This window comes from Brevibacterium salitolerans (assembly GCF_039531405.1).
In the GTDB taxonomy this organism is placed as follows: Bacteria; Actinomycetota; Actinomycetes; order Actinomycetales; family Brevibacteriaceae; genus Brevibacterium; species Brevibacterium salitolerans.
The window spans coordinates 135,764-148,391 of the sequence record NZ_BAAAPZ010000003.1 but is presented as its reverse complement, the minus strand read 5'-3'; the positions used below and the strand labels follow the sequence as shown (position 1 = coordinate 148,391).

Sequence of the window (12,628 nt, the reverse complement as noted above, 5' to 3'; positions counted from 1 at the left end):
GAGCGGACTCAGAAGTCCATGCCGCCCATGCCGCCGGTCGGATCGGCACCGGCGGCCGGAGCGGGCTCCGGCTTGTCGGCGACGACCGCCTCGGTGGTGAGGAACAGACCGGCGATCGACGCGGCGTTCTGCAGCGCCGAACGGGTGACCTTCACCGGGTCGTTGACACCGGCGGCCAGCAGGTCCTCGTACTCACCGGTGGCGGCGTTGAGGCCGTGCCCGGAGGGCAGCTCGCGGACCTTCGCGGCGACGACGCCGGGCTCGAGGCCCGCGTTGAAGGCGATCTGCTTGAGCGGCGCGTCCACGGCGACCTTGACGATCGAGGCGCCGGTGGCCTCGTCGCCGGAGAGCTCGAGGCCCTCGAAGGCGGTCTTGCCGGCCTGGATGAGCGCCACGCCGCCGCCGGCGACGATGCCCTCGTCCACTGCGGCCTTGGCGTTGCGGACGGCGTCCTCGATGCGGTGCTTGCGCTCCTTGAGCTCCACCTCGGTCGCGGCGCCGGCCTTGATGACGGCCACGCCGCCGGCCAGCTTCGCGAGGCGCTCCTGGAGCTTCTCACGGTCGTAGTCCGAGTCCGAGGCCTCGATCTCGGCACGGATCTGGGACACGCGACCTGCGATCTCCTCGCTGTCGCCCGCACCCTCGACGATGGTGGTCTCGTCCTTGGTGACGACGACCTTGCGGGCGGTGCCCAGCAGGTCGACGGTGGCGTTCTCCAGCTTGAGGCCGACCTCCTCCGCGATGACCTGACCGCCGGTGAGGATCGCGATGTCAGCGAGCTGCGCCTTGCGGCGGTCGCCGAACCCGGGAGCCTTGACGGCCACGGACTTGAAGGTGCCGCGGATCTTGTTGACCACGAGCACCGCCAGGGCCTCGCCCTCGACGTCCTCGGCGATGATGAGCAGCGGCTTGCCCGACTGCTGCACCTTCTCGAGGACCGGGAGCAGGTCCTTCACATTGGAGACCTTGGAGTTGACGATGAGGATGTAGGGATCCTCGAGCACCGTCTCCTGGCGCTCCGCGTCCGTGACGAAGTAGCCGGAGATGTAGCCCTTGTCGAAGCGCATGCCCTCGGTGAGCTCGAGCTCGAGGCCGAAGGTGTTGGACTCCTCGACGGTGACGACGCCTTCCTTGCCGACCTTGTCGATGGCCTCGGCGATGAGCTCGCCGATCGCCGGGTCGCCTGCGGAGATGCCTGCGGTCGCCGCGATCTGCTCCTTGGTCTCGATCTCCTGGGCGGAGTCGAGCAGCACGTCCGTGACGGCCTTGACGGCCTTCTCGATGCCGCGCTTGAGGCTCAGCGGATCAGCGCCGGCCGCCACGTTGCGCAGGCCCTCGCGGACCAGCGCCTGGGCGAGGACGGTGGCGGTGGTGGTGCCGTCGCCTGCGACGTCGTCGGTCTTCTTGGCGACCTCCTTGACGAGCTCCGCGCCGATCTTCTCGTAGGGATCCTCGAGCTCGATCTCCTTGGCGATGGACACGCCGTCGTTGGTGATCGTGGGTGCGCCCCACTTCTTCTCCAGGACGACGTTGCGGCCACGGGGGCCCAGGGTCACCTTGACGGCGTCGGCCAGCGTGTTGAGGCCGGTCTCGAGGCCGCGACGTGCCTCTTCGTCGAATGCGATGAGCTTTGCCATGTGGCTTGCTTCCTCCCTCTTGCGGGTGGTGCGTCTCCCCCGACCCGACATGCCCGCGACGGCCGGGCCCGCCTCACTGCTCCATGCCGCAGAGACGCGGTGCCCTCGTGTCGTGTGCGAGGTTCACAGTCCAATTTTTAGCACTCTCACCCCCGGAGTGCAAAAGATTCCGCTGACGGCGGAGACTGTGCTCGCCGTCAGCGGAATCGCGTGCGCGGGGCGCGGGGAGGGGGACCTGCCGGAACGCCGTGCGACCGCGCAGGTGAGAGCGGTCAGAGGGGCGTCACCTGCTCCGCCTGGGGACCCTTCTCGCCCTGCCCCACCGTGAATTCGACCGTCTGCCCCTCCTCGAGGGAGCGGTACCCGTCCATCTGGATAGCGCTCCAGTGGACGAAGACGTCCTGACCGCCGCCGGCCTCGGTGATGAAACCGTAGCCCTTCTCAGCGTTGAACCACTTGACTGTTCCCTGAGCCATCGCTCTGTGCTCCGTTCCGGATACTGCATTGCCACCGGCCGGCGCTCATCGCCGAGCGGCCCGCTCAGCCTATCCGGCACCCTGGGGGCACACCGCGGGCGGACGCACCCGTTACGCAGTTGTGACCGCCGCTCAGGCGCCTGCGCTCAGGCGCCGGAGTCCTGCGCGCCGGCATCGTCCTCGGCGCCCGCGTCGCCCTCGACCTCCGGCGGCCCCTGCTCCGCGATGTCCGAGGTGATGACGGCGGTGATGTGCTCCGGGAACTCCCCAGACTCCGCGATGCTGTCGATTCCCAGATCGCTGGCGAGAACGGCTGCCTGAGCCTCGTACTCCGGAGCGGAGTAGTAGACGGTGGAGGTCGTGGACGGGGTCGCGTAGGTGACGATGTCCGAGACGGTCCAGCCATGGGCGGTCGCGGCGTCCGCGAACGCGCTCCCGGCGCCGTTGACGCCGGAGCCGTTGTAGATGCCGATGCTCACGGAGGACTTGTCGACCTCGGCCTCGGAGGGGTCGCTCGCCTCGTCCGTGGGACTCTCCTCCCCTTCCGGCTCCTCGCTCTGCGTGGCCGCGGGAGTGGGCTCTGCGACGTTGTCCTCCGGGTTGGAGAACGAGGTGCGGATGATGTTCACGACGCCCACGATCAGAAGCACGGCGATGACCGCGACCACCGCGATGATCGTGTACGCGCCGCGCTGACCGCTCTCCGGCTCGCGCCTGTGCGCGCCGCGGCGGCCCGTGGGGGCGATCCGATCGAACTCGTCTTCTGGGTATTCGGGCACGGACTCTCCTCAGCGTGCGATGCGGGCGTGCGAGCGGTTGCGCTGGCGACCGTCGCGGATCCGGCGCAGCCGCTTGATGAGAACGGGGTCATGGGCATAGGCGTGCGGGTCGTCGAGGAGCACCGCGAGGCGCTGGAAGTACGCGCCCGCGGACATGTCGAAGCGCTCACGGATCGCATGGTCCTTGGCGCCGCCGTAGGTGAACCAGGTGCGCTCGAACTCCAGGATCTCCTGGTCGAGCGCGCTCAGCTCCCCGCCGGGCTCCTGCGGCTCCGCCGTGGTCTCCGGCGTCGCCGGCCGGTCCGCCGCGCCCGCCGCCGCGTCCGGCGACTCCCCGGAGTTCTTCCGCTCCTCAGCCATTCCGCCTCCTTCGAGGGCCGAGTCTACCCGCCACCGGGCGCCTCCGGCCCTGCGCCGCACCGGCGAGTGCCGATCTCCCCGCCGGCGCGCGCCCGGCACCCTCCTCGACACCCGGCACCCCGTCCGGGTCGGCACGGCCGAGGACGCAGACAGGCCCCCGTCCGTCCTATGCAGGACGGACGGGGGCCTGCTTCACGAGCGCAGAGGGGTCACGCCTGCTGCGCAGTGTTGTCACGCGGCTGTCACAGGTCGGCGGGGACGACATGGAGGAATCTCGCCCACCGCCGCTGACCTGCAACGACGGTGGGCGAGGAGGATTGATCAACCCAGCTTGACGTTGACCTGCTTGATCTGGGTGAAGCCCTCGAGCAGGCCCTCCAACGAGGCCTCGCGGCCGAACCCGGACTGCTTGAAGCCGCCGTAGGACTGGCCGGCCACCTGGCCGCCGCCCTGGTTGACCTGCACCCACCCGGATTCGATCCGGTGCGCGGTGCGCAGCGCCGCGTCCACGTCCTTGGCGAAGACGAACGCTGCGAGGCCGTACTCGTTGTCGTTGGCCATCTCCACGACCTCGTCCTCGTCCTTCCACGGGATGACGGAGAGGACGGGCCCGAAGATCTCCTCCTTGGAGGTCTGCCAGTCGTTCCGGGCACGGGAGAAGACGATGGGCGCGTGGTAGAAGCCGGGCTCCCCCACCTCGAGCGACTCGCGGCCGTCGTAGGCGATCTCCACGCCCTCCATCGACTCGCCGATCTCGATGTAGTTCTGGATGGTGTTCCACTGCTTGGCGGAGTTCACCGCGCCGATGTCGCTGGCCTCGTCGCGGGGATCGCCCACCTTCATCGCGCCGATGCGCTCCACGACCTTGGCGAGGAACGAGTCGTAGATGTCCTCGTGGAGGAACAGGCGGGAGCCCGAGGTGCAGGACTGGCCCTGCCTGGCGAAGCGGGTGGAGAGGACCACCTGGTCCGCCACGGCGTCCGTGTCCGAATCCGGGAACACGATGCAGGGCGACTTGCCGCCCAGCTCCATCGAGGAGTGGGCAAGGCGCTTGCCCGCGACCTCGGCGATGTGGCGGCCCACCCCGGTGGAGCCGGTGAAGGAGACCTTGTCCACGCCCGGGTGGACGGCCAGGCGCTCGCCGATCACGGAGCCCTTGCCGGTGACGATGTTGAGCACGCCCGCGGGGAGGATGTCCGCGATGATGCGGCCCATCTCCAGGATGGTGAGCGGGGCGTCCTCCGCGCACTTGAGGATGATCGTGTTGCCCGCGGCCAGCGCGGCCGGGGTCTTGAACGCCGCGATCATGAGCGGGGAGTTCCAGGGCAGGATGCCCGCGACCACGCCCAGGGGCTCACGGCGGGTGTACTGGAGCTGCTGCTCGCCGGCCGGCAGGGTGACGCCCTTGACCTCACCGGCGACGCCGCCCATGTAGCGGAACAGGTCCACGAGCGTCTGCGCCTCCGGACGCGCCTGCGTGCGCAGCGCGTTGCCGGTATCCACGGCCGTGAGCTGGGCGAGGTCCTCGATCCTGGCCTCGAGCGCGTCCGCGGCCTGGAGGATGAGCTTCTGCCGCTCCTTGAAGTGGAGGCCGGCCCAGCCGGGGAACGCTGCGCGCGCGGCCTCGACGGCGCGGTCCGCATCCGCCTCCTTGCCCTGCGGCACCGTCGCGATCACGACATTGCGGTCGATGGGCGTGATGACGTCGGAGGTGGAGCCGTCGAGGGCGTCGACCCACTCCCCGCCGATCAGCATGGGCCAGTGCTTCTTCTCCGGGAATCCCGTCATGGTGAAAGTCTCCTCAACTCGGTCGATGCAGCCGGACCGCACGGTCGGATGCACGCATCAGAGCCTGGCGTGAACGTCTGTGCCGTGCACGCCCCGGCTGCTGCGGATACGGCTTCGAAATCGGGCCGCACGCGGGCACGCGTGTGGCGTTCGTCTCTGAACCTCCCTCAGAGCATATCCACCACTGCGCCCGGTGCGCACGGCCCGCCTGCAGTCCGGAACCCGCACCGGGCACTCGAACCCGCACAGGGGCTGTGCGCCGGCGCGCCGTGTCAGCCGGCGCTGTCCGCAGAGCCCCGAAACGTGTCTCCCACCCACCCATGGGTGGGCGGGAAGCCGCATGACGGGTGCGCCTGCCCAGGGACCCACATCCGCCGTATGCTGGCAGCCATGCCTGACCAACCGCTCGAGAACATCATGGCCGCTGACTGGGCGCAGGCGCTGGCGCCCGTGGAGCCCGCCATCCGCCGCATGGGCGCATTCCTCCGCGAGGAGAACGCCGCAGGGCGCGGGTACCTCCCCTCGGGGGACCGGATCTTCGCCGCCTTCGTCCCGCCGCTCGCGCGTGTGCGCGTGCTCGTCGTGGGGCAGGATCCCTACCCCACCCCGGGCCATCCCATCGGTCTGTCCTTCTCCGTGGCGCCGGACGTGCGGCCCCTCCCCCGGTCGCTCACGAACATCTACCGGGAGCTGCAGGACGATCTGGGCATCCCGCCCGCCTCCACCGGCGACCTCACGCCGTGGTCGCAGCAGGGAGTGATGCTCCTCAACCGCTGCCTCACGGTCATGCCGGGCAAGCCCGCCTCGCACCGCGGCCGGGGCTGGGAAGAGGTCACGGACCGCGCCATCGAGGCACTCGTGGAGAGGGAGGCACCCCTCGTCGCGCTCCTGTGGGGCCGTGACGCGCAGTCGCTGCGGCCGCGGCTGCGGGGGATCCCCACCGTCGAGTCCGCGCACCCGTCGCCGCTGTCCGCCTCACGCGGGTTCTTCGGCTCCCGTCCGTTCTCCCGCGTGAACGCCCTGCTGGAGCAGCAGGGCGCCGCCCCCGTGGACTGGCGCCTGGAGTAGGCGCGGACCCGCGTCCGCCGCTCGACGGGCACGAGCACCGCGCCGGCGGCGGACGTCGGGGTCCGGCACAGACCGCCGAGGCCCGGGCGGAGCTGAGTTCCGCACTCGCCGCCGGGTCAGGAGTCGGCCTCGGCAGCGGCCTGCTTCCCCTTCCCCCGCAGGTTCCGCAGCCGCTTGCCTGCCTTCCCGTAGGGCAGCGCGGTGGCGAGGAAGCCGCCGAACACGCCGCCCACGGCCAGTGCGGCATTGGTGGCGATCGCGGAGAACAGCGAGGAGAGCCCGTCGGAGAGGTTGACGCCCTCCGCCGGCTGCACGATCGTGTACGCCGCGGTGAAGATCGACAGGCCGGACAGCAGCGGATAGATGCCGGGGATCAGCACCACCGTCGCCGGCGCGCCCAGCCGCAGCGCCGTGGGCCGGGCGAGGATGCCCACCACGGTGGAGGCGAGGAAGCTCGTGACCATGCCGTCGAGCCCCGCCACCAGGCACAGCACCATGACGCCGAAGCCCACGAGGCCGATGAGACTGGTGGGCAGCAGGAGGCGCTTGGAGGCCTGCATGCCGATCGCCCCGCCCGCGGCCACGAGCAGCGCCGCGAACAGTGAGACGAGCGTGGTGAGGAACTGCGTGCCGGTGCTGGGCAGCGTCACCTCGATGGTGCGCAGCCCCACCGCGTTGCCGATCGAGATGCCCGCCGCGATGCCCGTGACGATGGCGGTGAAGGACAGCGCCACCTGGATGACCCGGCCCGAGGCCGTGAGCGGGAAGTCCGTGAGCGCGTCCTGCACGGCGGAGACCAGTCCCATGGTGGGCAGCAGGAGCACGATCCCGGACGCCACCAGGAACTGCGGCGTGGAGATGAGGTGGAGCGTGTTCGCGGCCATCGCGATGAGCGTGATGGCCATCGCCTGGAACACCACGATGAAGAAGTACGGCATGCGGGTGCGGGAGAGGATCTCGCCGAACCGCATGTTCGCGATGGTGATGACGAACCCCAGCAGGGAGGACACCCACGAGCCGCCCACCAGCGCCACGAATCCGGCCACCAGCGCGCCCCAGGCCGTGTAGACCAGCCACTCCGGGTAGGGGCGCTTCTGCCGACGGATCGCGTCGAGGCGGTCGCGGGCCTCCTGGTAGCCCAGCTTGCCGTCGACGAGGTCCGTGACCAGCGTGTGCACGGCGGAGAGCTTGGCGAAGTGCAGGGACTCCTCGCGGTTGACGCGCATGACCGTGAGGAGCCGGCCCTCCGGGTCCATGTAGTGGACGGTGAGGGAGTTGGAGGTGAGGTCGACCTCTGCCGTGGACAGCCCCAGGGAGGTGCACACCGCGATGACGGAGACCTGCACGTCCTGGGTGCCGGAGCCGGCCCGCATCATGATGGCGCCGAGGTCGCCCGCGAGGTCGAGGATCTGCCGGGCCTCGTCCTCGCTCTTGGCGGCGGCCTCGACCGGGGCGGAGTAGGGGGTGCCGCGAAGCACCGCGACGATGGGGATGGGGTTGGTGCTGGGGGCGGAGTCGTCGACGATCTTCGTGACGGCGCGGCGGGCGATCCGCTGCGCGGCCCGCGCGGCACTGGCGCTGGACCGCGGGCCGGTGGAGCGCACCAGCAGGCTGCGGACCTGCGCCCGCCGCTGCTGGGAGCCGATGGGCGCTCCGGACCCTCCGCCGGGACCGGCCGGCGATCCGGCACCGGCGTGCGGACCGGCGGGGACCGTCACGGCCTCCGCGCGCGAGGACCGGCCGGGTCGCCGCCCGCGTGAGGGCGCGGTGCCGGTCTCCCCACCGAGCGGCGGCCGGGAGGGCACGGCAGGCCTTCCCGAGGTGGGCGCGGTGCCGGTCTCGCCTCCACCCGTGGGGGCCTCGGCGGGCAGCGCCCCGCCCGTGGGAGCCGTACCCGCCTCGCCGTCGGAGGACGGGACAGCGCGCGTGCGGAGCCCGTCCGCGGTGCCGGACGGGCCTCGGCCGTGCTCCTGTGCGCCGTGGGCCTCGGTCACCTGGTATCCGCGCTCCTCTCCGTCTCGCCTGCCTGCGCCTTCCCGCCTGCCTGCACATGTGCCACGCGGGTGGGGCCGTGGGGATCTGCGACCTCGCCCTGACCGCTCTCCTCGTCCCAGCGGTACACCCGGCGCCCGGCGATGTAGACGTGCTCGGCACGGGCGTGGACGTCCAGCGGGTCCGCCGACCACACTGCGATGTCCGCGTCACGGCCGGGCGCGAGCGAGCCCACGCGGTCGTCCAGCCCCAGCATCGCGGCGGGGTTGACGGTGAGGGACTCGAGCGCGACGACGGGATCGAGCCCGTCCTTCACCGCCAGCGTCGCCTCGTGGATGAGGAAGTTGATGGGGACCACGGGGTGGTCCGTGGTGAGCGCGATGCGCACGCCCGCCTCCGCGAGCGCGGCCGGGGTGGCGAGCGTGCGCTCGCGCAGCTCCACCTTGGACCGGCTGGTCATGAGCGGACCGACGATCACGTCGATGCCCTTCTCCGCGAGGTAGTCCGCGAGCAGATGCCCCTCGGTGCCGTGGTTGACGACCAGACGGTAGCCGAACTCCTCGGACAGGCGGACGGCCGTGGCGATGTCGTCCGCACGGTGGCAGTGCTGGTCCCACGCCAGCTCCCCCGCGAGCACCGCCGCCAGGGTCTCCTTGCCCAGATCGCGGGCGAAGGGCTTGCCCTCGGAGTGCGCGGCGGCACGGGCGGCGACGTAGTTCTGGGCCTCCACGAACGCCTCGCGCAGAGCCGCGGCCACGCCCATGCGCACCGAGGGCATCCTGCCCTTCTCCCCGTGCACGCGCTTGGGGTTCTCCCCCAGCGCGGACTTCACGGACACGTCCTCGCGGATCACCATCTCGTCGACCACGCGGCCCCACGTCTTCACCGCGACGGTGCGCCCGCCGATGGGATTGCCGGAACCCGGTTTGACGACGGCGGAGGTGACGCCGCCCCGCAGTGCGTCCTTGAAACCCACCTCGCGGGGATTGATGGCATCGAGGGCCCTCAGCTTCGCACCGTCGACGATCGTCATCTCGTTGGTGTCGTCGCCGGCCCAGCCCTCTCCGTCCTCGTGCACGCCCAGGTGCCCGTGCGCCTCCACGAGGCCGGGCGTGAGCACTGTGCCGGCGCAGTCGATCACCTCGGCCTCCGCCGGGACCTCCACCTCGCCCACCGCACCCACGGCTGCGATCCGCCCATCCCTCACGAGCACCACACCCGGGTCCAGCGGAGCCGCCCGCCGGCCCTGCTCGTCCGCGACGGGAAGCACACGGCCGCCGACGAGGGCGAGGTCCCTGGCGGCGGGAACGGAAACGGATCGGTACACGGCGAACCTCCTGGTGAGCACGGGCGCTGGGGCTGAAGGGCAGCACCGGCCGGGGATGCGCAGCGAGTGCTCCGTGCGAGCGTTCTGACCGGCGGCGCTGCGTCCGGAACTACGTTACCGCGACGTTCCCTGTGAGACGCGCCCGAGTCGTAGGATTGCCGACGACGGCAGGGGAACCTCCCATGGTCCCCGCAGCGAGCAGCGCGAGTCTGCGAACCGGATGCCAAGGAGCGCACACCCATGACCTTCTCCAGCTACGTGGCCATCGGCGATTCCTTCACGGAGGGTCTCATGGACTTCCACGATCCGCAGCCGGACGCGGGCGCCGCCGGGCAGGGCGCCGGGACCGGCGAGCCGGGCGCAGGATCTCACGGCGGGAAGACGGGGCCGCAGGAGGACTACGTCCGCGCCGCCGGCGTCGGCACGGGAGGACGTGCGCGGGCAGCGGACGGCGGGGAGGGTGCCGCCTGGGGCAGCACCCTCGCGGAGGCCTCGGGGGCCGGTGACCTCGCGGCGGGAGCGGGAGCTGCCGATCTCGAGCACCCCCACGGGAGCGAACGGTTCCGCGGCTGGGCGGACAGGCTCGCGGAGCAGCTCGTCACCTCGCCCGCCGGATCCGAGGACCTCACCTATGCCAACCTCGCGATCCGCGGACGGCTCGCGGACCAGGTGCTGGCCGAGCAGCTGCCCCGCGCGCTGGAGCTGGCACCGGATCTCGTGAGCATCTGCGCCGGCGGCAACGACTGCCTGCGGCCCTACACGGACATCGACGCTCTCGCTACGGAGATGGAGAAGGCGATCATCCGCCTGCGGGAGGCGGGCATCGCCGTGCTCATGGTCAACGGGTACGACACGGAGACGGCGAGCCCGCTGCTCAGGGCCGTGCGGCCGCGCGTGGCGATCTACAACGCCCACCTGTGGACCATCGCGCAGCGGCACGGCTGCTACATGCTCGACGTCTGGGGTCTGCGGGACCTCTACGCACCCCCGATGTGGGCCGACGACCGCATCCACCTCAGCGCGGCGGGACACGAACTCGTCTCCCAGCAGGCGCTGGCCACGCTCGAGGGCACGCCGGGCACCCGCTCGGGATTCGCGATGCCGGAGCGGCCCGGACGACAGGTCCGGCAGGCCGTCGCCGAGGAGGCAGCCTGGGTGCGCACGCACCTCGCCCCGTGGGTGTCACGCCGCCTGCGCGGCGTCTCCTCCGGCGACGGTCTCGAGCCCAAGCAGCCCGGGCTCACCCGTGTGCGGGAGTGAGGTTCGGCGTGCGAGGTGCGGAGAGCCGGGCGCGCGGGTGCCTCGCCGGGTGAGCGGGTGCCGGACACCCGAGGCGGCCTCGGGCGCGGCGAGAGTTCTGGTGCCCGAGCGCCCGTGTATGTGCACGCACACCCACCCATACGTGGGCGGCACCGGGGACTCGCGGGCCCTGCATTCGCGAGGGCCCGGAAATGTGCGCCGCCGCCCACTCATATGTGGGCGGCACGGAGGACTCGCGGGGCCCGCACTCAGCGCAGCACCAACCCCAGCGCGGCGTCCCACCCGCGAACGGGCAGCGCTCAGAGACCGGCGACGAGGTCCTGCAGCGGTCCCGAAATGAAGTACACGGCGAACAGCGCCGAGGTGAGGTACATGAGCGGGTGCACCTCGCGGAAGCGGCCCCGCACCAGCTTGATGATGACGTAGGTGATGAAGCCCGCGCCGATCCCGTTGGTGATCGAGTAGGAGAACGGCATCATGACGATGGTCATGTAGGCCGGGATCGCGAGCTCCAGGTCCTTCCAGTCGATGTTCGTGATCTGCTGCATCATGAGGAAGCCCACGAGGACGAGGGTGGGCGAGGCGGCCTCGGTGGGGATGACTGCTGCGAGCGGCGCGAGGAGGATGGTGAGCAGGAACAGCACACCGGTGACCACGTTCGCCAGCCCGGTGCGTGCGCCGTCGCCGGCACCCACCGTGGACTCGATGAATCCGGAGTTCGACGAGGTGCCGCCCATGCCGCCGCCCACAGCGCCCAGCGCGTCCGCGATCATGATCCGCTTGGAGCGCGGGATCTCACCGTTCTCGTCCTCGATGCCGCCGGTCTTGGAGACGGCGACCATCGTGCCGAGCAGGTCGAAGAAGTTCGCGAGCAGCAGGGTGAACACCGCGAGCGTGGCCGAGAGCACGCCGATGTGGGACCACGATCCCAGCAGGTTGAAGGACCCCAGCACGGAGAAGTCGGGCAGGCTCAGCCATTCCTGGTCCAGCGTGGGCACGGAGAGGCCCCAGCCGTGCTCGTTGACGACCCCGCCGTCCGCTCCGGTCTGCGGCCCCACACGGAAGACGGCTTCGAGTACGAGTGCCACGACGGTCGCACCGATGATCGAGTAGAGGATCGCGCCGCGCACACCGGCGGCCCACATGACGAACAGTGCGAACAGCGCCAGCAGGAAGATCACGAGCGGCCACCCGGAGATGTAGCCGTTCATGCCCAGCTGGAAGCCGGGGCCGCCTTCGTAGGAGATGAAGCCGGTGTTGATCATGCCGATCATCGCGATGAACAGGCCGATGCCCACGCTGATCGCGGTCTTCAGCTGCTCCGGGACCGCATTGAAGATCGCGGTGCGGAAGCCGGTGAGGACGAGGATGAGGAGGATGACGCCCTCGATGACGACGAGGCCCATCGCATCCGCCCAGGTCATGCCCGGCAGCGCGACGATGCCGTAGGTGAGCAGCGCGGAGAGGCCCAGGCTGGACGAGACCGCCATCGGGAAGTTGCCCACGAGGCCCATGAGGATCGTGAGCAGACCGGACACCAGCGAGGTCGCGGCGGCGATGGCGGGGAGGTTGGGCTCGGCTCCCCCGCCGAGGAACTCACCGGCCGAGTCCGCCACCGTTCCCATGATCAGCGGATTGAGGACCACGATGTAGGCCATCGCGAAGAAGGTGGCGACGCCGCCCCGCACCTCCCGCCCCACGCTCGAGTTGCGGGTGGAGAGTTCGAAGAAGCGATCGAGGAACCCGCCACCGGACTTCACGGCTGCTGAGGACGTGGTGCCGGTGCCGCCGGATGCGGAACCCGCCGCCGAGGCCGGGCCCGCCTGTCGCTGTGAGGTGCTGTCGCTGCTGGGAGTCTGGTGCGAATTCACCGCCCCATGCTACCGGCTCGACCGGACGGGTGAACGCGCTGCCTGTCTCGACGAACCGTGTCCGAGGATG

10 protein-coding genes are annotated in these 12,628 nt (G+C 70.7%); 2 read left to right on the top strand and 8 right to left on the bottom strand.

The genetic code is table 11. The annotated features are described in order from the left end of the window. Window positions 1-8 precede the first annotated feature (8 nt). The 5 genes from groL to ABD240_RS05325 all read right to left on the bottom strand — a co-directional run bounded on the left by groL (window position 9) and on the right by ABD240_RS05325 (window position 5,040). On the bottom strand, window positions 9-1,637 hold the full coding sequence (groL, locus tag ABD240_RS05345; RefSeq protein ID WP_344335910.1) for a chaperonin GroEL: 1,629 nt from the start codon (window positions 1,635-1,637) through the stop codon (window positions 9-11). Between the two features lie 272 nt (window positions 1,638-1,909). Further along, window positions 1,910-2,113: a cold-shock protein gene (locus tag ABD240_RS05340; RefSeq protein ID WP_344335908.1), complete on the bottom strand. Its 204-nt coding sequence runs from the start codon at window positions 2,111-2,113 to the stop codon at window positions 1,910-1,912. A 146-nt stretch (window positions 2,114-2,259) separates the two neighbouring features. Continuing rightward, window positions 2,260-2,892, bottom strand: a complete 633-nt coding sequence (locus ABD240_RS05335; protein WP_344335905.1) for a LytR C-terminal domain-containing protein — start codon at window positions 2,890-2,892, stop codon at window positions 2,260-2,262. Window positions 2,893-2,901: 9 nt separating this feature from the next. Next, the gene (locus ABD240_RS05330; RefSeq protein ID WP_344335903.1) at window positions 2,902-3,252 is read right to left on the bottom strand and encodes a DUF3263 domain-containing protein; all 351 of its coding nucleotides are present in this window, start codon (window positions 3,250-3,252) and stop codon (window positions 2,902-2,904) included. A 321-nt stretch (window positions 3,253-3,573) separates the two neighbouring features. After that, window positions 3,574-5,040: an aldehyde dehydrogenase family protein gene (locus ABD240_RS05325; RefSeq protein ID WP_344335900.1), complete on the bottom strand. Its 1,467-nt coding sequence runs from the start codon at window positions 5,038-5,040 to the stop codon at window positions 3,574-3,576. 390 nt (window positions 5,041-5,430) lie between these two features. Between ABD240_RS05325 and ABD240_RS05320 the strand changes: the two genes are divergently transcribed. Next, window positions 5,431-6,108, top strand: a complete 678-nt coding sequence (locus ABD240_RS05320; RefSeq protein ID WP_344335897.1) for a uracil-DNA glycosylase — start codon at window positions 5,431-5,433, stop codon at window positions 6,106-6,108. A 116-nt stretch (window positions 6,109-6,224) separates the two neighbouring features. On the opposite strand, the gene ABD240_RS05315 is transcribed toward ABD240_RS05320, so the two are convergent. Together ABD240_RS05315 and ABD240_RS05310 are read right to left on the bottom strand one after the other, a co-directional pair. Next, window positions 6,225-8,102 (bottom strand): threonine/serine exporter family protein, encoded by a 1,878-nt coding sequence (locus tag ABD240_RS05315; RefSeq protein ID WP_344335895.1) that lies wholly within the window; start codon window positions 8,100-8,102, stop codon window positions 6,225-6,227. Continuing rightward, window positions 8,099-9,427 (bottom strand): amidohydrolase, encoded by a 1,329-nt coding sequence (locus ABD240_RS05310; RefSeq protein ID WP_344335892.1) that lies wholly within the window; start codon window positions 9,425-9,427, stop codon window positions 8,099-8,101. The genes ABD240_RS05315 and ABD240_RS05310 overlap by 4 nt, the downstream gene beginning before the upstream one ends. Before the next feature lie 240 nt (window positions 9,428-9,667). On the opposite strand from ABD240_RS05310, the gene ABD240_RS05305 reads away from it, so the two are divergent. Then, complete coding sequence (locus ABD240_RS05305) at window positions 9,668-10,687, top strand: SGNH/GDSL hydrolase family protein (protein ID WP_291798446.1); 1,020 nt, start codon at window positions 9,668-9,670, stop codon at window positions 10,685-10,687. Window positions 10,688-10,986: 299 nt separating this feature from the next. Here ABD240_RS05305 and ABD240_RS05300 read toward each other — a convergent pair whose 3' ends face one another. Next, window positions 10,987-12,447, bottom strand: coding sequence for an NCS2 family permease (locus ABD240_RS05300; RefSeq protein ID WP_291798503.1), 1,461 nt, complete (start codon window positions 12,445-12,447; stop codon window positions 10,987-10,989). Window positions 12,448-12,628: the final 181 nt, after the last annotated feature.